At 67.1% G+C, this 18807-nt stretch carries 18 protein-coding genes and 2 tRNA genes; 10 read left to right on the forward strand and 10 right to left on the reverse strand.

Annotated features, from left to right (window positions below):
* Positions 1 to 40: 40 nt before the first annotated feature.
* Genes cofC through L5G33_RS13710 form a run of 3 tightly spaced genes read left to right on the forward strand, consistent with a single transcriptional unit; the run spans position 41 to position 3850 of the window.
* Positions 41 to 748: a 2-phospho-L-lactate guanylyltransferase gene (cofC, locus tag L5G33_RS13700; RefSeq protein WP_308191575.1), complete on the forward strand. Its 708-nt coding sequence runs from the start codon at positions 41 to 43 to the stop codon at positions 746 to 748.
* A complete protein-coding gene (locus L5G33_RS13705) occupies positions 727 to 2928 on the forward strand; it encodes an RNA degradosome polyphosphate kinase (protein WP_236998726.1) in 2202 nt (733 codons plus the stop codon). Before cofC ends, L5G33_RS13705 begins: the two co-directional genes overlap by 22 nt.
* A gap of 4 nt (positions 2929 to 2932) precedes the next feature.
* Positions 2933 to 3850 (forward strand): NUDIX hydrolase, encoded by a 918-nt coding sequence (locus L5G33_RS13710; protein ID WP_236998727.1) that lies wholly within the window; start codon positions 2933 to 2935, stop codon positions 3848 to 3850.
* Between the two features lie 12 nt (positions 3851 to 3862).
* Here L5G33_RS13710 and L5G33_RS13715 read toward each other — a convergent pair whose 3' ends face one another.
* The 3 genes from L5G33_RS13715 to leuC form a co-directional block, all read right to left on the reverse strand.
* Positions 3863 to 4405, reverse strand: coding sequence for an HU family DNA-binding protein (locus tag L5G33_RS13715; RefSeq protein WP_236998728.1), 543 nt, complete (start codon positions 4403 to 4405; stop codon positions 3863 to 3865).
* Positions 4406 to 4578: 173 nt separating this feature from the next.
* The gene (gene leuD / locus L5G33_RS13720) at positions 4579 to 5166 is read right to left on the reverse strand and encodes a 3-isopropylmalate dehydratase small subunit (RefSeq protein ID WP_236998729.1); all 588 of its coding nucleotides are present in this window, start codon (positions 5164 to 5166) and stop codon (positions 4579 to 4581) included.
* A gap of 27 nt (positions 5167 to 5193) precedes the next feature.
* Positions 5194 to 6630 (reverse strand): 3-isopropylmalate dehydratase large subunit, encoded by a 1437-nt coding sequence (gene leuC, locus L5G33_RS13725; RefSeq protein ID WP_236998730.1) that lies wholly within the window; start codon positions 6628 to 6630, stop codon positions 5194 to 5196.
* Positions 6631 to 6706: 76 nt separating this feature from the next.
* Here leuC and L5G33_RS13730 point away from each other — a divergent pair, with 76 nt between their 5' ends.
* A complete protein-coding gene (locus tag L5G33_RS13730) occupies positions 6707 to 7408 on the forward strand; it encodes an IclR family transcriptional regulator (RefSeq protein WP_236998731.1) in 702 nt (233 codons plus the stop codon).
* Between the two features lie 15 nt (positions 7409 to 7423).
* The gene (locus L5G33_RS13735; protein WP_236998732.1) at positions 7424 to 7924 is read left to right on the forward strand and encodes a pyridoxamine 5'-phosphate oxidase family protein; all 501 of its coding nucleotides are present in this window, start codon (positions 7424 to 7426) and stop codon (positions 7922 to 7924) included.
* Positions 7925 to 7998: 74 nt separating this feature from the next.
* On the opposite strand, the gene L5G33_RS13740 is transcribed toward L5G33_RS13735, so the two are convergent.
* The 3 genes from L5G33_RS13740 to gltX all read right to left on the reverse strand — a co-directional run bounded on the left by L5G33_RS13740 (position 7999) and on the right by gltX (position 9781).
* Positions 7999 to 8071: transfer RNA gene (locus L5G33_RS13740), tRNA-Glu, on the reverse strand.
* A gap of 50 nt (positions 8072 to 8121) precedes the next feature.
* Positions 8122 to 8193 (reverse strand) — tRNA-Gln (locus tag L5G33_RS13745).
* A 103-nt stretch (positions 8194 to 8296) separates the two neighbouring features.
* The gene (gltX, locus tag L5G33_RS13750; RefSeq protein ID WP_236998733.1) at positions 8297 to 9781 is read right to left on the reverse strand and encodes a glutamate--tRNA ligase; all 1485 of its coding nucleotides are present in this window, start codon (positions 9779 to 9781) and stop codon (positions 8297 to 8299) included.
* Positions 9782 to 9871: 90 nt separating this feature from the next.
* Here gltX and L5G33_RS13755 point away from each other — a divergent pair, with 90 nt between their 5' ends.
* Positions 9872 to 10231: a GntR family transcriptional regulator gene (locus tag L5G33_RS13755; protein WP_236998734.1), complete on the forward strand. Its 360-nt coding sequence runs from the start codon at positions 9872 to 9874 to the stop codon at positions 10229 to 10231.
* Complete coding sequence (locus L5G33_RS13760) at positions 10218 to 11210, forward strand: DUF1648 domain-containing protein (protein ID WP_236998735.1); 993 nt, start codon at positions 10218 to 10220, stop codon at positions 11208 to 11210. The genes L5G33_RS13755 and L5G33_RS13760 overlap by 14 nt, the downstream gene beginning before the upstream one ends.
* Positions 11211 to 11225: 15 nt before the next feature.
* Here L5G33_RS13760 and L5G33_RS13765 read toward each other — a convergent pair whose 3' ends face one another.
* Together L5G33_RS13765 and L5G33_RS13770 are read right to left on the reverse strand one after the other, a co-directional pair.
* Positions 11226 to 12056 (reverse strand): alpha/beta fold hydrolase, encoded by an 831-nt coding sequence (locus L5G33_RS13765; RefSeq protein WP_372476911.1) that lies wholly within the window; start codon positions 12054 to 12056, stop codon positions 11226 to 11228.
* Complete coding sequence (locus tag L5G33_RS13770) at positions 12053 to 12823, reverse strand: fumarylacetoacetate hydrolase family protein (RefSeq protein WP_236998736.1); 771 nt, start codon at positions 12821 to 12823, stop codon at positions 12053 to 12055. The genes L5G33_RS13765 and L5G33_RS13770 overlap by 4 nt, the downstream gene beginning before the upstream one ends.
* A gap of 120 nt (positions 12824 to 12943) precedes the next feature.
* Here L5G33_RS13770 and L5G33_RS13775 point away from each other — a divergent pair, with 120 nt between their 5' ends.
* Together L5G33_RS13775 and L5G33_RS13780 are read left to right on the forward strand one after the other, a co-directional pair.
* Positions 12944 to 14146 carry an MFS transporter gene (locus tag L5G33_RS13775; protein WP_236998737.1) on the forward strand — a complete coding sequence of 401 codons (1203 nt, stop codon included), beginning with the start codon at positions 12944 to 12946 and terminating at the stop codon, positions 14144 to 14146.
* Between the two features lie 106 nt (positions 14147 to 14252).
* Positions 14253 to 15098, forward strand: coding sequence for an endonuclease domain-containing protein (locus L5G33_RS13780; protein ID WP_236998738.1), 846 nt, complete (start codon positions 14253 to 14255; stop codon positions 15096 to 15098).
* Between the two features lie 42 nt (positions 15099 to 15140).
* On the opposite strand, the gene L5G33_RS13785 is transcribed toward L5G33_RS13780, so the two are convergent.
* Positions 15141 to 16151, reverse strand: a complete 1011-nt coding sequence (locus L5G33_RS13785; RefSeq protein ID WP_236998770.1) for a 3-isopropylmalate dehydrogenase — start codon at positions 16149 to 16151, stop codon at positions 15141 to 15143.
* A gap of 5 nt (positions 16152 to 16156) precedes the next feature.
* Entirely contained in the window at positions 16157 to 17752 is a 1596-nt protein-coding gene (serA, locus tag L5G33_RS13790) for a phosphoglycerate dehydrogenase (protein WP_236998739.1), read from the reverse strand.
* A 282-nt stretch (positions 17753 to 18034) separates the two neighbouring features.
* Between serA and L5G33_RS13795 the strand changes: the two genes are divergently transcribed.
* Positions 18035 to 18709: a trypsin-like serine protease gene (locus L5G33_RS13795; RefSeq protein ID WP_236998740.1), complete on the forward strand. Its 675-nt coding sequence runs from the start codon at positions 18035 to 18037 to the stop codon at positions 18707 to 18709.
* Positions 18710 to 18807 lie beyond the last annotated feature (98 nt).

An 18807-nucleotide genomic window follows, 5' to 3' on the forward strand; every position in this document is an offset into this window, starting at 1 on the left:
ATCTACCCGTCGACGTCCCCGGTGCTGCACCATGGTTGCCATGTCCATTCCAGCGTCGACGCCGCCCCGGTGCACGGTGGTCCTCGCGGTGAAGTCGTTGTCGGACGCCAAGTCGCGGCTGACTCCGCTCCCCGAGGACGCCGACCGTCCCGCACTGGTGTCGGCCATGCTCGTCGACACACTCGACGCTGTCGCCACCGTCGGAGCCGACGCCGTGGTCGTCAGCCCCGACCCGGACGTGCATCGTCTCGTCGCCGACCGCGGCGCGAGGCCCGTCGACGAGCCCGAGCCGACCGCGGGACTGTCCCCGCTCAACGCCGCGCTCGTGCACGGCGCGGCGCCGGTCGGTCGCACGGCGTATCTGCAGGCCGACCTGCCCGCACTGCGCCCCGACTCGCTCGCCGCCGCGCTCGACGACGCGGCCCGCGCGCTGACCGGCGCCCCGGCGGCCTTCGTGGCCGACCGGTCGGGCAACGGCACCGTCCTACTCGTCGCGACATCGGGTTTCACGCCCCGCTTCGGGATCGATTCGGCGCGCCGCCACCGCGATGCGGGCGCCGTCGAACTCGATCCGGAGCGACGGCGCTGGGCCGACCTCCGCACCGACATCGATACCCCGGACGACCTCACCGTCGCAGTCGGTCTCGGGCTCGGTCCGCGTACCCAGGCGGCCCTCGCCCGCCACACCGCTGACGCCGATCGGTTCGGCAGGACACCACGCCGCGGATGCGGCACAATGAACCGGTGAGTACCGCCGACGACATCGAGACCGCTTCCCTGACCGCGCTGCCGTCTGCTCTGCCCGCCGAGACGGCGACACCCGAGGTCGACGCAGACCTTCCGGTGGACCGCTACCTGAACCGGGAACTGAGTTGGCTCGACTTTAACTCGCGGGTCCTGGCGCTGGCCGAGGACCAATCGATGCCGATCCTCGAACGCGCCAAGTTCCTGGCGATCTTCGCGTCCAATCTCGACGAGTTCTTCATGGTCCGCGTCGCGGGGCTCAAACGCCGCGACGAGACGGGCCTCAGCGTGCGGTCGGCGGACGGCCGTTCGCCGCGCGAGCAACTGCAGATGATCGCGTCCCGGTCGCAGAAGATCGCCGACCGGCACGCGCGCGTTTTCATCGACTCGGTGGCGCCCGCGTTGGAGGCCGAGAACATCCGCCTCGTCGAATGGACCGAGCTGACACCGGAGCAGCAGTCCCGGCTGCGACAGCACTTCCACAACGAACTGTTCCCGGTGCTGACGCCGCTGGCCGTCGACCCCGCACACCCGTTCCCGTACATCTCCGGCCTGAGTCTCAACCTGGCCGTCACCGTGCGCGATCGCATCGAGGGCAGCGAGCACTTCGCGCGCGTGAAGGTGCCCGACAACGTCAACCGGTTCATCCGGGTCGACACATTGACCGGCGACTCCGACCGCGGGCGTGAGGACACTCCGGCCCCGGTGCTCTTCTTGCCGTTGGAGAAGCTGATCGCGGCGAACCTTTCCGAACTGTTCCCCGGCATGGACGTCGTCGACCACCACCTGTTCCGGGTGACCCGCAACGCCGACTTCGAGGTCGACGAGGACCGCGACGAGGACCTCCTGCAGGCGCTCGAACGTGAGTTGGCGCGCAGGCGTTTCGGATCGCCGGTCCGCCTCGAAGTCGGCGACGACATGACCGAGCACATGCTCGAGATGCTGTTGCGTGAACTCGACGTCGCCGCCGTCGACGTCGTCCAGATCCCCGGCCTCCTCGACCTGACCGCCCTCTGGCAGGTGTACGGCCTCGACCGGCCTGCCCTCAAGGAGCGACCGTTCGTCCCGAAGACGCATCCCGCGTTCGGTGAGCGGGAGACGCCCAAGAGCATCTTCTCGACGCTGCGTGACGGGGACGTCCTCGTCCATCACCCGTACGACTCGTTCTCGACGAGCGTCCAACGTTTCATCGAACAGGCCGCCGCCGACCCGCACGTCCTCGCTATCAAGCAGACGCTGTACCGAACGTCGGGCGACTCACCGATCGTCAACGCGTTGATCGACGCGGCGGCAGCAGGCAAGCAGGTTGTCGCCCTCGTCGAGTTGAAGGCACGATTCGACGAGCAGGCCAACATCAAGTGGGCACGCAAACTGGAGCAGGCGGGCGTCCACGTGGTCTACGGTCTCGTCGGCCTCAAGACGCACTGCAAGACGTGCCTGGTGGTACGGCGCGAGGGTTCCACGATCCGCCGCTACTGCCACATCGGCACCGGCAACTACAACCCGAAGACGGCGCGCCTCTACGAGGACGTCGGCCTGTTCACCGCGGCGCCGGAGGTCGGAGCTGACCTGACCGACCTGTTCAACACGTTGACCGGATACTCACGTAAGCAGGAGTATCGCAATCTCCTCGTCGCGCCCGCCGGTATCCGCAAGGGAATAGTGGACCGGATCGACGGTGAGATCCGCGCCTTCGAGAACGGGGACGCACGCGCCCGCATCCAACTCAAGGCCAACGCCCTCGTCGACGAGCAGGTGATCGACGCACTCTATCGCGCGTCGCGTGCGGGCGTGCCCGTCGACGTCGTGGTCCGCGGCATCTGCGCGCTCAAACCAGGAATCGTCGGACTCAGCGAGAACATCGTCGTTCGGTCGATCCTCGGCCAGTTCCTCGAACATTCGCGCATCCTGCACTTCGGGGCACAGGACGAGTACTGGATCGGCAGCGCAGACATGATGCACCGCAACCTCGACCGACGCGTGGAGGTGATGGTCCAAGTACGCGATCATCGTCTCGTCGCTGACCTGCAGGACATCTTCGACTCCGCGATGGACTCGCGTACCCGCTGCTGGGAACTGCGATCCGAGGGCCGGTGGGAGGCGCGGCCGGCCGCAGGCGAGGAAGTCCGTGACCACCAGCGTCGGATGGCTCGGCGTACCCGCCGCAACGTGGAGCCGAAGTAGCCCGATGTCCTCGTCCTCGCAGAAGGTCGTGTGGGCGGCCGGTGGCGTTCTCTGGCGCCACTGCGACCACGGGCGCGGCGACGACCTCGAGGTAGCGCTGGTCCACCGGCCCCGATACGACGACTGGTCGCTGCCGAAGGGCAAGGCCGAGCCGGGCGAGCTACTCGTGACCACCGCGGCGCGCGAACTCGTCGAGGAGACCGGTTACGAGATCCGGATGGGCCACCGCCTCATCACCGTCGAGTACACGCTCGGGTCGGGTGCACGCAAGAAGGTCGGCTACTGGTCGGTCGCCGCGACCGGCGGCGAGTTCGTCGCCAATCACGAGTGCGACGCGCTGCGCTGGTTGTCGGTGTCCGACGCGATCGGCCTGGTCAGTTATGCCGCCGACCGGAAAGTACTGCGTGCCTTCGCATCCCAGCCGGTCGACGAACTGCGCACGATGCTACTGGCGCGACACGCGAAAGCGGGCAGGCGCGCGGCTTTCCACGGCGACGATCGGGACCGTCCGCTCGACGCCGAGGGCCGTCGCCAGGCTGCGGCTCTGACGGATCTCCTCGGACTGTTCGGCGCGCATCACCTGCACGCCGCCGACCGCTTGCGCTGCGTCCAAACCCTTGAACCGCTGGCCGAAGCGCTCCGCAGGCCCGTCAGCGTGGAGTCGGCGCTCACCGAAGAGGCCTACGCGGCCGACCCCGAGGCCGCGTACCGACGACTGCTCGCACTCGCCGGAAAGAAGGGCGCAGTACGCGTCGTCTGCAGTCAGGGGAAGGTGATCCCGCCCGTGCTGTCCCGGTGGGCTGAGCGGGACGGCGTCACACTGCCAGCCTCCCGGAACCGGAAAGGCAGCGTATGGGTGTTGACGTTGCGAGGCGAGCGGCTGGTCGCGGCCGACCACATCCCGAGTCCGCTCGCAGACTGAGCTCGCGCGAGGTCACTTCTTCTTTGCTGCGGTCTTCTTGGCTGGGGCTGTCTTGGCTGGGGTCTTCTTCGCGGCTGTCGTCTTGGCTGCGGTCTTCTTCGCTGGGGCCGTCTTGGCTGGGGCCTTCTTCGCGGCTGTCGTCTTCTTAGCCGCTGACTTCTTCGCTGCTGTCTTCTTCGCTGCTGTCTTCTTTGCTGCCGTCTTCTTCGCTGCGGCCTTGACCGGCGCCGCTTCGGGGGCAGCACGTTTCACAGCGGGCTGACCTGCGGACAGCTTCTGGTCGCCGGAGACGATGGCCTTGAACTGCGCTCCCGGCCGGAACGACGGGACCTGCGTGGCGGCGACCTTGACGGTCTCGCCGGTGCGCGGATTCCGGGCGACACGAGCTGCGCGCTTGCGTTTCTCGAACACCCCGAAGCCAGTGATCGTCACGCTCTCGCCCTTGTGCACGGCGCGGACGATGGCGTCGATCATGTGCTCGACGGCGGCGTTCGCCGTCTTTCGATCAGCGTCGAGGCTTTTTGCCAATTCCTCGACGAGTTCTGCCTTGTTCATTCAAACCTCCGCGGATCACGCCGACTCGGCTCGCCAGCTATGTCACACGGTAGAGGAAAATATGTCGGGGATCACACAGACTCTCCGAAAAGTTCTGGAGACTGTTCGACGCCGAACCCCCGCCGCGACACCGCATTCGGCGTCGCGACGGGGGTCGGCGGATGGGGCAGCGGTCAGAGGGTCACCGGTTTGAACGACGGACGACGCTGCTCGTACTCGGTGATGCGGTCCACCTCACGCAAGGTCAAGCCGATGTCGTCGAGGCCTTCCATCAGACGCCAGCGCGTGTAGTCGTCCACCTGGATCGGGACGACTAGGTCGCCCGCGGCGGCCGTCATCTCCTCGAGACTGACGGTCACTTCCAGGCCGGGTTCGGCGTCGAGCCGCTTCCACAGCAGCTCGATGTCCGACTGCTCGACCTGCGCGGCCAGAAGTCCAGCCTTCCCGGAGTTGCCGCGGAAGATGTCGGCGAACCGCGAGGAGAGGACGACCCGGAATCCGAAGTCCATGAGCGCCCAGACGGCGTGCTCGCGCGACGATCCAGTTCCGAAGTCGGGCCCGGCGACCAGGACGGACCCGTTCGACCATGGCTCGTTGTTGAGGATGAATCCAGGGTCGGTGCGCCAGCTCGAGAACAGACCGTCTTCGAAGCCGGTCCGCGTCACTCGCTTGAGGTAGACGGCGGGGATGATCTGATCGGTATCGACGTTGCTGCGCTGCAACGGAACTCCGATTCCGGTGTGCGTAGTGAATGCTTCCATCTCAGTTTCCTGTTCAGCTCGTCGGATTCAGACCAGGTCCGCGGGGGCGGCGAAGCGACCGCGGACGGCGGTGGCCGCTGCGACGGCGGGCGACACGAGGTGGGTGCGTCCGCCCTTGCCCTGACGGCCTTCGAAGTTGCGGTTGGACGTGGACGCGCACCGCTCCCCCGGCGACAGCTGGTCGGGGTTCATGCCAAGACACATCGAGCAGCCGGCCATCCGCCAGTCGGCACCCGCGGCGGCGAAGATCTCGCCGAGACCCTCCTCGTCGGCCTGCGCGCGGACCTTCATCGACCCGGGCACGATCAGCATCCGCATCCCGTCGGCGACCTTCCGACCCGACAGGATCTCGGCGACCACTCGCAGGTCCTCGATGCGGCCGTTGGTGCACGAGCCGACGAAGACGGTGTCGACCTCGACCTCGCGCAGCGGCGTGCCCGGCGTCAACCCCATGTACTCGATGGCGCGGGCGGCGGCGGTGGCTTCGGTCTCGTCGACGATCTCCGACGGGTCCGGGATGCTCGCCCCCAACGGCAGCCCTTGACCCGGGTTGGTCCCCCAGGTCACGAATGGCGTCAGTGCGGTGGCGTCGATGTGGACTTCACGGTCGAACACGGCGCCGTCGTCGGTACGCAGGCCGTCCCAGTACTCGACCGCCGCATCCCAGTCGTCGCCGACCGGCGCGTTCGGGCGCCCCTTCAGGTACTCATAGGTGGTGGCGTCGGGAGCGATCATGCCTGCGCGCGCACCAGCCTCGATCGACATGTTGCAGATCGTCATCCGCGCTTCCATCGACAACTTCTCGATGGCCGGGCCGCGGTACTCGAGGACATGCCCCTGACCGCCGCCTGTACCGATCTCGGCGATCACGGCGAGGATCAGGTCCTTGCTCGTGACGCCCGGCGGCAGTTCGCCGTCGACGGTGATCGCCATGGTCTTGAACGGCCGCAGCGACAGAGTCTGCGTCGCCATCACGTGTTCGACCTCGGACGTGCCGATCCCCATCGCGAGCGCGCCGAACGCACCGTGCGTCGAGGTGTGGCTGTCGCCGCAGACGACCGTCATACCGGGCTGCGTCAATCCGAGCTGTGGCCCGACGACGTGCACGATGCCCTGCTCGACGTCACCCATCGGGTGCAGTCGGACGCCGAACTCCTCGCAGTTGCGGCGCAACGTCTCCACTTGGAGCGCGGACACCTGATCGGCGATCGGGCTGAAGATGTCGACGGTCGGGACGTTGTGATCCTCGGTCGCAATGGTGAGGTCCGGGCGACGGAGCTCGCGGCCGGCCATGCGGAGACCGTCGAAGGCCTGCGGACTCGTCACCTCGTGGACGAGGTGCAGATCGATGTAGATCAGGTCCGGATTCGCATTGCCGTGCGCGTCCACTTCACCCGGGACGACGACGTGGTCGTCCCAGACCTTCTCGGCCAGGGTGCGCGGCTTCGCGTTCTTCTCACTCATGAGCCACTCGGTTCTTTCCCTCGGCGGTCGACCCACCGATACTTGATCTCAGTATTTGGACAGCTAGTATCGTCCTATGGGAAAGGATAGCGGAATCGGCGTGCTCGACAAATCCGTGGCGGTCTTGCACACCGTCGCGGCCGCACCGCGCAACCTCAACGAACTGTGCGAGGCCACCGGCCTGCCGCGCGCCACCGCGCACCGCCTCGCGGTAGGACTGGAAGTCCACGAGCTCCTCACCCGAGACGACTCCGGACGCTGGGTTCCCGGTCCGGCGTTGACTCGACTCGCCGCGACCGCGCACGATCAGGTGCGCGAAGCCGCTCTGTTGGTGCTTCCCGGGCTGCAGGAGACCACCGGCGAGTCAGTACAACTGTATCGCCGCGAAGGCGCCGTCCGTGTGTGCATCGCGGCATCGGAGCCGCCGACCGGTCTGCGCGACACCGTTCCCGTCGGGACCCGCCTCACCATGTCGGCGGGCTCGGCCGCCAAAGTCCTCGCGGCGTGGGCCGCCGCGGACACACGCGCCATGCTCCTGCTCGACGCCGCGTACACCGAGCGGACGCTCACCGAGATCCGCCGACGCGGGTGGGCCCACAGCGTCTCCGAACGCGTCGACGGCGTCGCGAGCGCATCAGCTCCCGTCTACGACTCGACCGGCGAGGTGATCGCCGCCGTGTCCATCTCCGGCCCAATCGGTCGCCTCGGCCGCAAACCCGGCGAGAAGTATGCCGAGAAGCTGATCTCGGCGGCGGCAAGTATCAGCGCACGCTTGTGAGTTACGTTCTCATCCATGGGAATCAACCAACGCGGCCAGATCGTCATGTCCGATGACGAGGTCACTGCTTTCATCGATGAACACCGAACGGCGACGTTCGCCACCTACGGCAAGGACGGAATCCACCTGATCGCCATGTGGTACGCCGTGATCGACGGCGAGATCTGGGTCGAGACCAAGGCGAAGTCTCAGAAGGCCGTCAATCTGGGCCGTGACTCCCGGGTGACCGTCTCCATCGAGGACGGGATCACCTACGACACGCTGCGCGGCATCAGCATTACCGGGCACGCCGAGATCCACGACGACCCCGAGACCTGCATGAAAGTCGGAATCGGCGTCTGGGAACGCTACAACGGCCCCTACACCGACGACCTGCGTCCCGCCGTCGACGCGATGATGCACAAGCGTGTCGCCGTCCGCGTCGTCGCCGATCGAGTCCGGTCCTGGGACCATCGCAAGCTCGGCCTTCCCGCGATGCCGCTGGCCGGTTCGACCGCACAGTTCTACCAGAGCTGAGGTTCTCGACGGATGCGCCGACCAACACAACGACGAAGGCCCTCACCGATGTCGATGAGGGCCTTCGTTCTGCGTAGCCCCGACGGGATTCGAACCCGCGCTACCGCCTTGAGAGGGCGGCGTCCTAGGCCGCTAGACGACGGGGCCCTAGAACAACTCTTCAATTGTAAAGCTCGCACATCACTCCGCGAACTTCGCTGGGGTACCAGGACTCGAACCTAGAATGGCGGTACCAGAAACCGCTGTGTTGCCAATTACACCATACCCCAAGGGATTTGGCCCGAACCGCGTCAGTCACGATGAGTGAACCGGCGCTTTCCTGGCCGGGGAGTACATTACCAACAACCCCACCCCAAAGTGCAAATCGACAGGTCAGACCACTTTCTGCGCCGTTTCGCGGGCGAGCCGCAAACGCGCGAGGCTCTTGTCACGACCGAGGAGTTCCATCGACTCGAAGAGCGGAGGACTGACGGCGGCGCCGGTGACGCCGACACGGATAGGGCCGAACGCCTTGCGCGGCTTGAGCTCCAACCCCTCGACGAGGGCTGCCTTGAGCGCCGCCTCCAGGCGGTCGGTGCCCCAGGTCTCCAGCGTCTCACACGCGGCGATCGCGGCATCGAGGACCGGCACCGCGTCGCCGCCGAGGTTTTTGGCAGCGGACTTCTCATCGAAGGCGAAATCGGCGTCGTCGATGTACAGGAACTTGATGAGGTCCCACGCATCGCCGAGCACCTGGATGCGCGTCTGCACGAGATCGGCCACCACGGTGAACTGCTCGTCGTCGATCGGCTCGGCGAGATCGCCACGCGCCACCAGAAACGCCCGTAGCCGTCCGGCGAAGTCCGCGGGCTCCAGCCGGCGCAGATGCTCGGCGTTGATGGCGTCAGCCTTCTTCTGATCGAACCGCGCCGGATTCGAGTTCACATTGTGAACGTCGAACGCCGCGATCATCTCGTCGAGACTGAAGATGTCCTCATCCCCGGAGAAGCCCCAGCCAAGCAGGGCGAGATAGTTCAGGAGGCCTTCGGGCACGAAACCGCGGTCGCGATGGTGGAACACGCTCGACTCCGGGTCACGCTTGGAGAGCTTCTTGTTCCCCTCCCCCATGACGAACGGCAGATGCGCGAACTCGGGGACCGCCTCGGCGACGCCGATCCGGATCAACGCGCGGTACAGCGCGATCTGGCGCGGTGTGGAGGACAGGAGATCCTCGCCGCGCAGGACGTGGGTGATCTTCATCATCGCATCGTCGACCGGATTGACCAGCGTGTACAGCGGCTGACCGTTGGCACGGGTGAGCGCGAAGTCCGGGACCGTGCCCGCCTTGATAGTCGTGGTGCCGCGCACCATGTCGTCCCACGCGAGGTCGTCGTCGGGCATGCGCAGCCGCACCACCGGGTTGCGGCCTTCCGCGCGGTACGCCGCGCGCTGCTCGTCAGTGAGGTCGCGGTCGAAGTTGTCGTACCCGAGCTTCGGGTCACGACCGGCAGCCTTGTGCCGCGCCTCGACCTCATCCGGCGTCGAGAACGCCTCGTACGCGTCGCCGGACTCGAGGAGCTTCGCGACGACGTCGAGGTGGAGCTGCTTGCGCTCGGACTGCCGGTACGGACCGTACGGACCGCCGACGCCCGGGCCCTCATCCCAGTCGAGTCCGAGCCATTGCAGGACGTCGAGGATGGCGTCGTACGATTCCTGGGTATCGCGCGCGGCGTCCGTGTCCTCGATGCGGAACACGAAGGTTCCGCCCGTGTGGCGGGCTTGCGCGTAGTTGAACAGAGCAGTCCGCACGAGGCCGACGTGCGGGGTTCCGGTGGGCGACGGACAGAAGCGGACGCGAACGTTGTCAGCACTTGTCATGCAGGTCAGCCTATGTCATCGGCCGAGCGCGAGGTCGGGCAGCCCTCCACACTCTTGACTCAATTGTTCTAGTGAAACTAGATTAATTACGTGCTCGTTGGTATCGATCCCTCAAGTGACGCGCCGATCTTCGCTCAGATCGCAGACAGCGTCCGATCGGACGTGGCCGCCGGCCGTTCGCGGGCAGGAGACCGGCTCCCGTCCGCCCGTGAACTCGCCGCAGCCCTCGACGTGAACGTCCACACCGTCCTGCGCGCGTACCAGCAGTTGCGCGACGAGGGTCTGGTGGAACTCCGCCGTGGCCGGGGTGCAGTCCTCACCGACGCCTCCGACACCCTGTCGGCCGTCCACGACGACATCACAGCGCTCGCGGCCAAAGCCGCTGCCGCGGGACTGCGCCCGGAAACTCTGTCCGCACTCGTCAAGGAGGCAACTCGTGCCATCGACTGACAACTTCGCCACCCGCCGTCGACTCACCTATGTCGCCGTCGGATTCGTCACGCCAGCACTAGTCACGCTGATCGCCGTGGTCGTTCAGGCCATGTCGATCTCTGACCTCCCCGACGAGATCGCGGTGCACTGGAACGCCTCGGGCGACGCCGACCGGTGGGGATCGCCGTGGACGATGGTGATCGGCGCGATCGTGGTCGGACTGGTCGCGATCGGCATCTCCGCCGTCAACTACCGCCAAGTGCGCGACGGCACGCCCGGCGGGACGTTCCGTTGGGTGTCGACCGCGTCCGCCGCCCTCGCTACCGCGACCGCGGTGATATTCGCCGGAACCCTCGCCGCCCAGACCGACGGCGACACCGAGTCGCCGGTGGCACTGATCGGCATATCCGTGATCGCCGCGTTCGCCGTCGGTGCGGTCGGCTGGTATGTCCAGCCGGCCGATCCGCCTGCGAACCCCGGGCGACCCGCCGAACCCATGGGCCTGGCCCCCGGCGGACGCGCGGTGTGGCTACACACCCAGACCGCGTCCCGCGGCATCCTGATCGTGACCGGCCTCGTCTTCGTCTTCGCCTCGGTCAGCGTGCTGGTCGCGTGGACGAACGGCGGCTCGACAAGTGCACTCTGGGCGGCGATCGCGATCGTCGCGGTCACGATCGGTGCAGCGTCCACCATCGTGGCGTACCACGTCCGGGTCGACTCATCCGGTTTGACGGTCCGCTCGATCGCGGGCCTGCCGCGCTGGCACGTGGCCGCAGACGACATCGAGGACGTATCCGTGGTCAATATCCGGGCGATCGGCGACTTCGGCGGTTACGGCGTCCGGTTCGCACGCGGCCGACTGGGCATCGTGCTGCGCTCCGGCTCCGCCGTCTCCATCACGCGCACCAGCGGCCGACCGCTCGTCATCACCCTCGACGACGCCCCCACCGCAGCCGCACTGCTGGTCGCGGTCTCGGTGCGTGCCCGCCAACAGTGACGGTGGACTGTGCCGCTAGTTCGCCGCCAGGAACTCGATCAACAACCGGTTGACTTCGTCGGGCCGTTCGAGATAGCCGAAGTGGCCGGCGTCGGCGATCTCCTCGTAGCGCGAACCCGGAATGGCATCGGCGACCTCACGAGCCAAGAACACCGGGAGCGTGCGGTCGTCGGCGAACCCGACCACCAGGCACGGGCGTGTGACGCCGCGGTAGGCCGCCAACCGGTTCTCGTCGCGCTCAGGAAGATCGAGTTGGGCGCGCAGACCCGCCGTGTGCGACTGCCCGCCGAATCCGATGATGTCGAGCCAATCGCGTGCCGACCGGTCGTCGGCCAGCGTCGCGGGCGAGAGATTCATATGTGCGCTGAGCGCCGCGTGGAAATCGTCTGGCAATGTCTGCCCGGCGTCGATGAGCGCCTTCTCCCCCTCGTTGTACGCGGTGATCAACGGCGTCGGGCGCCCGTACGTGCCGAGCATGACGGCGGCGCGGACCAACTCGGGGTGACTCAGCGTCAGTTCCTGCGCGATGCGCGCGCCCATCGACGTCCCGACGACGAGCGCCGGTGCACCGAAGTGTTCGATCACCGCCGCCGTGTCGGCCACCATGTCGGCGAGCGTGAATCCCGCACCGCATTCGCTCGACGGCGCGATACCCCGATTGTCGAAGGTGACCACACGGAAGCCCGCCTTGAGCAGGGCGGGCTGCTGATGGGCGTGCCAGACGCGGCCCGGACTGCCTGTTCCCATCACCATCACGACGAGCGGTCCGCTGCCCACTTCGGTGCACGAGAGCGCCACGTCCCCTCGGCGCACGATGGTCGGCGCGGCGCGGCCGGGGCGAGTCACTTGTCGATCACGGGGTTGGTGAGCGTCCCGATGCCTTCGACGGTGACCGACACCGACTGTCCCGCGGTCATCGGGCCGACGCCCTCCGGAGTGCCGGTGAGGATCACATCGCCGGGCAGCAGAGTCATCACACGTGACACCCATTCGATAATGTCGCCGACCGAGTGCAGCATCAGCGAGGTGCGACTCGACTGCTTCTCGACTCCGTCGAGGTCGGTGCGAACGGCCGCGTCGGACGGATCGAAGTCGGTGACGATCCACGGACCCAGCGGGCAGAACGTGTCGTATCCCTTGGCACGGGTCCACTGGCCGTCGTACGCCTGCTGGTCGCGCGCGGTGACGTCGTTGGCGACCGTGTAGCCGAGGATGACGTCGGCGGCCTTCGCCGCGGGCACGTCCTTGCAGGGGCGGCCGATCACGACGGCGAGCTCGCCCTCGTAGTCGACGCGCTCGGACGACGGCGGCCGCACGATCGGTGCGCCCGGCCCGACGATCGATGTGTTCGGCTTGGAGAAGATCACCGGGTCCGCCGGGACCTCGCCGCCCATCTCGGCGGCGTGAGCTGCATAGTTCTTGCCGATCGCGATGATCTTGGTCGCGAGGATCGGCGCGAGGAGACGGGTGTCGGCCAGCTTCCATTCACGCCCAGTGAACGTCGGGTCACCGAACGGGTGCTCCGCGATCTCGCGGGCGGTCTCCTGACCTTCGGGGCCTTCGACGGCGACGAATGCGACGCCGTCCGGACTTGCGACTCGACCGAGTTTCATGTCCCGAAGACTATCGCACCGAATATCGTGTTCTATACTTTGAAACTACAATCTCACTATTTGGTACCCGAATCTCTACTTCGACGGTCCCGCGAAGCCGTGAACACAGGGAGGCTCCCCATGCCCGAACCGCACTCGGTCTCATCGGCCCAGCGATGGACGATGCTGGTGAGTTCCCTCGTCGCAGCGATGACGACGACGTGCGCGACTTCGGGTGTCGCATACGTCATTCCGGAACTGCACAGCGAACACGGGATGTCACTCTCGGATGCGGCGACGTTGGCCGCGATCCCGACCGTCGGTCTCACCCTGACGATCATCGTGTGGGGCGCTGCTCTCGACCGTTTCGGCGAACGTCGCGTACTGCTGGTCTCCCTGCTGGTCACGCTGGTCGGCACCATCGGCGCTCTCGTCGTCGCGGCGACCGGCGGCGGTTTCGCGGCACTCGCCGCTCCTCTGCTGCTCGGCGGGCTGGGGTCCGGCGCCGCCAACGGTGCGAGCGGACGCATCGTCGTCGGATGGTTCCCGGCGAACCAGCGGGGCACCGCGATGGGAATCCGTCAGATGGCACAGCCGCTGGGCATCGGCGTGTGCGCGCTGACGATGCCGGTGTTCGCCCAGATGTGGGGGCTGTCTGCCGCGTTCGCGGTACCGGTCGCCGTGACCGTGCTCGGCCTCGTCGCGGTCGCCGCCGCCATCGTCGACCCACCGCTGCCCGCAGCGACCGGGTCGGCCCGCGATGCCAACCCGTATCGCCGCAACACCTTCCTGCAACGGGTGCACACGGTGAGTGTCCTGTTGGTGATCCCGCAGTCAATGCTGTGGACGTTCGTCCCCGCATGGCTGATCGTCGCTCACGAGTGGACACCCCTCGCGGCGGGCGCACTGGTGACTAGCACGCAGGTGCTCGGCGCGATCGGCCGAATCGTCGCGGGCCGCGCATCCGACGTCATCGGCTCGCGGATGAAGCCGATCCGCGTGATCGCGATCGTCGCCGGCGCCTCGAGTGCCGTCCTCGCCCTCACCGACGCGATCGGCAGTCCGGTCGCGGCCGCAGTCATGGTGGTCGCGACCGTGAGCGCCGTCGCCGACAATGGGCTCGCGTTCACCGCGATCGCCGAGTTCGCCGGGCCGTCGTGGAGTGGCCGCAGCCTCGGCGTGCAGAACACCGCGCAGTACGTCGCGACGGCTGCGGGCACCGCCGGCTTCGGGCGGCTCATCGACGCGGCAGGCTATCCGGCGGCGTTTGGGATCGCTGCGATAGCGCCACTGATCGCCGTCGGGCTGGTCCCGCGCGACCCGGCTCGTCGTACCAACGAGTAGAACAGCCGATTCGGCAATTTCAGCGTAGTTCTCGCCGCATACGCGTTGGTATGACGAGAAGATCAGTTTCCGCACATACCGGACGAACAGGTCCGAGAATCGCACCATGGACACGGGGGTCTATTCACGGGGGCAGATGTTGGCGCGCTGGCCGCGAAGGGAGATCGACCGGGCGATAACCGATGGACGCCTGGTCAGTCTGCGCAGACGATGGTGGGCGAGGCTCGACGCCGACCCCGACGTCGTACGCGCTGTTCGCGCGGGCGGGGTGCTCACGTGCACGTCCGCGCTCAGAAGGCACGGGGTCTGGGTTCCACCGACCGACCGACTCCACATCCGGGGCAACGACGCGACCTCACGCCTGCGTCCGGACTGGTGCAGGCAGCACGGTCGACAACCAGCGGAATGCGAAGCGGTCGACGATCTGCCCACCGCGCTCCTACACGCGGCGCGTTGTCTGCCGTCCGAGGACTTCGTCGTCATCTGCGACTCGGTGTTGAACAGGCAGCTGATGTCGGCGACAGATCTCGCCGTTCTCTTCGCGACGCATCCGAAGTGCGTCGTCCACAGCCTCGAACTGTGTGACGGGCGCGCCGACTCGGGAACCGAGTCCATGGTACGACTTCGCCTGCGAGCACCGAACCTCAAAGTCCGGCCGCAGGTGTACATCCCGGGGGTGGGCAAAGTCGACTTCGTGGTCGGGCGATCGATGCTCATCGAAGTCGACGGCTTTGAGTATCACGCCGCCCCGCACGCCTTCGAGAACGACCGGCTCCGCGACCTGCACGCACGGGCACTCGGCTACGACCCGATCCGGCTCACCTATACGCAGGTGGTCCACCAGTGGAGCGTCGTCGGTCCGCTGCTCGCGGAGATGATTCGTCGCGGCGACCACCAGCGACGGTTGCCGACCGTCGTACCAACGCGTATCGCGCGGGAACAGGCCGTTTGAGGCGAGTCCTCACGCCATACGCGTTGGTATGACGACGCGACCTTAGACGGCGGCCAGGATCCGGTCGCCGACCTGCGACGTCGAACCGCGCGACTCGCCGCGCGACGCCACGTCGGCGGCAACCGCCTTCTCGACGCGGACCGCGCCCTCGTCATCGCCGAGATGACGCAGCAGCAGAGCCACGGACAGGATCGCGGCGGTCGGATCGGCGAGCCCCTGGCCTGCGATGTCCGGTGCGCTGCCGTGGACCGGCTCGAACATCGACGGGTTGGTGCGGGTCGCGTCGATGTTACCGGACGCGGCCAGACCGATGCCCCCGGAGACCGCGGCTGCGAGGTCGGTGATGATGTCGCCGAACAGGTTGTCGGTGACGATCACGTCGAAGCGGCCGGGATCGGTGACCATGAAGATGGTGGCGGCATCCACGTGGAGGTAGTCGGTGGCGACCTCAGGGAACTCGGCGCCGACCTCGTCGACGGTCCGGGCCCACATCGAGCCCGCGAACGTGAGCACGTTGGTCTTGTGGACCAGCGTCAGCTTCTTGCCGCGCGACTGCGCACGGACGAACGCGTCACGGACGACGCGTTCGATACCGAAGCGAGTGTTGACACTGACCTCGGTCGCGACCTCGTTCGGGGTGCCGACGCGGATGGCGCCGCCGTTGCCGGTGTACGGCCCCTCGGTGCCCTCGCGGACCACTACGAAGTCGATCGCCGGATCGCCCGCCAGCGGGGTCGTGACGCCGTCGAACAGGATCGAGGGCCGCAGGTTCACATGGTGATCGAGTACGAACCTCAGCTTCAGCAGGAAGCCGCGCTCGAGGACACCCGACGGCACCGACGGATCGCCGATCGCCCCGAGGAGGATCGCGTCGTGCTCGCGCAGCGACGCGAGGTCCTCGTCGGTGAGCAGGTCGCCGGTGGCATGGTAGCGGCGGGCACCGAAGTCGAACTCGGTGGTCTCGACCTCGGGGTGCAGTTTGCGCAGGACTTTCAATGCTTCCGCGGTGACCTCGGGACCGATCCCGTCGCCGCCGATGACGGCGAGCTTCATACTGCTCATCCGAGATCGACCTGCTTGATCAGGGTGGCCGAGACTGCGTCGCCGATCGACGCGAGCAGGTCTTCGCTGAGTTCACGATCGACACGCAGCAGCATGGTCGCACCGTCGCCGTCGGCGTCCTGAGCGAGCGCCGCGGCCTCGATGTCCACACCGGCGTCGCCGAGCAGCGAGCCGATCTTGCCGAGAGTGCCCGGCTGATCGCCGTAGCTGACGAGCAGGTTGCGACCCTGCGCGCGCAGGTCGAAGTTGCGTCCGTTGACGTTGACGATCTTCTCGACGTACCGCGGACCGGTCAGGGTGCCCGCGACGTTGACGACGCTGCCGTCGGCGAACACGGCCTTCACATCCACCTGACTGCGGTGGTTCGGGCTCTCCGATTCGGTGACGACCTCGTGGGTGACGCCGCGCTCGGATGCGACGGCCGGCGCGTTGACGAAGGTGACCGGCTCGTCGACGACGGCCGAGAACAGACCGCGGACGGCGGACAGCCCAAGGACGTCGACGGGGCTGGACGCCAGTTCGCCGCGGACCTCGACGGTCAGGCCGGTCGGCATCCCGCCCGCGACGACACCCGCGAGGAGGCCGAGCTTGCGGGACAGCTCCAGCCACGGTGCGACCTCGTCGTCGACCGGACCGCCGGTGATGTTGACGGCGTCGGGAACGAAGTGGCCGGCGAGCGCGAGCTTGACGCTTTTCGCGACGTCGGTGCCCGCGCGGTCCTGCGCCTCCGCGGTCGACGCGCCGAGGTGCGGCGTGACGACGACCTGCGGGAGCTCGAACAGCGGCGAGTCGGTGCAGGGTTCGGAGCCGTAGACGTCCAGGCCCGCGCCACGAACGCGGCCCTCGGTGATGGCGGTGGCCAGCGCGGCCTCGTCGATCAGGCCGCCACGCGCGGCATTGACGATGATGAGGTCCTTGCGGACCTTCTTGAGCTGCTCCTCGCCGATGAGACCTGCGGTCTCCTTCGTCTTGGGCAGGTGGATGGTGATGAGGTCGGCACGCTCGAGGAGTTCGTCGAGAGGCAGCAGTTCGATGCCGAGCTGTGCTGCTCGGGCCGCCGACACGTAGGGGTCGTAGGCGACGATCTTGGCTTCGAACGCGGCGAGGCGGGCTGCGACGAGCTGACCGATGCGGCCGAGGCCGATGACGCCGACAGTCTTGTCGAAGATCTCGACGCCCGAGAACGACGAACGCTTCCAGGTGTGTTCACGCAGTGTCGCGTCTGCCGCGGGGATCTGGCGGGCGGTCGACATCAGCAGCGCGATCGCGTGCTCGGCCGCCGAGTGGATGTTCGACGTCGGAGCGTTGACGACCATGACGCCGCGCTCGGTCGCCGCCGGAACGTCGACGTTGTCAAGGCCGACACCCGCGCGCGCGATGATCTTCAGCCTCTTACCCGCATCGAGGACCTCGGCGTCGACGGTGGTCGCCGAACGGACGAGGATGGCGTCAGCGTCGACGACGGCTTCGAGGAGCTTCGGGCGGTCCGGGCCGTCGACCCAGCGGACCTCGACGTCGCCGCCGAGTGCTTCCACGGTCGAAGGCGCAAGTTTGTCGGCGATCAGGACGACTGGGCGGCCGGCATCGGTCACAGGTTTCTCCAGAACTCTCGGGGACGGACGCCGTCAGGCTGCGCCGGACGACGATTCACACGCCTAGAGATTCTAGAGCCCTCAGACAGGGTCCACCCATCGACCCACCAGCGAATGTGGCGTCCGACACGCAGGGGCGGTACATTGCGAGCGTCGTATCGATTGCATCACGACCTGTGCAGGATCGCGCTCGGGGCTGGGTTCACCCAGGATCGCGCATCTAAGGTGGGGAGGTCTGCGCTACGGCGCCGGGCCCCAGGACAACACGCGAGTGGAGTGAATATGAAGAAGCTGACGATTCTCATCGCAGTCGTAACGGCTGCGATGGCGTCGCTCATCGGCATCGGGGTCGGTACCGCCGACGCCGCGGGCAAGGTCCCGCTGGGCGGAGGCTCGGGGATTCTGGTCCTCAAGGGAGGGAACACTGCTTCGGCGTGCACGGTGACCACCGTGGGACGCCCGACGTCGGGTTCGCATCGCGGCGAGTTGATTGCCGTGACGGCGGGCCACTGCGGTAAGCCGGGACAGCGGGTGCTGTCCGAGCGCTACCAGCAGCGCGGCCAGATCGGCACGTTCGCGTACAGCAGCTCGGACATCGACATCGCGGTCATCAAGTTGGATGCGTCGAAGGTCAACCCCGTGCGAACCGTCAACGGAGTGACGATCCGTCGAATCGACACGCGCGCACCGCAGTTCCCGACAGTGCTGTGCAAGACCGGCCGTACGACGGGCAAGACCTGCGGCGTCAACTGGACCTCGATCGGCGACCGCCACATCAGCCAGATGTGCGTCATCGAAGGTGATTCGGGCAGCCCCGTGGTCGTCGGCGACCGGCTCGTCGGCATGGTGAATGCGTACTACTTCCTGTCGTGCGTCGGACCCGAGACCGGAACCAGCAGCAAGGCGATCATGAAGCGCCTCAACCGCCTCGGCTACGGAGCCTTCAAGCCCGTGTAGCGGAGAGCGATTCGATAGCTCGACAAAAGCGGCGGGCGCCCCCCGGGGGGGGCCGGCGCGTTAGTGGGTCCCCCCCCCCGCGACGAGGGCTGAAGAAA

This window comes from Gordonia liuliyuniae, assembly GCF_021738805.1.
In the GTDB taxonomy this organism is placed as follows: Bacteria; Actinomycetota; Actinomycetes; order Mycobacteriales; family Mycobacteriaceae; genus Gordonia; species Gordonia liuliyuniae.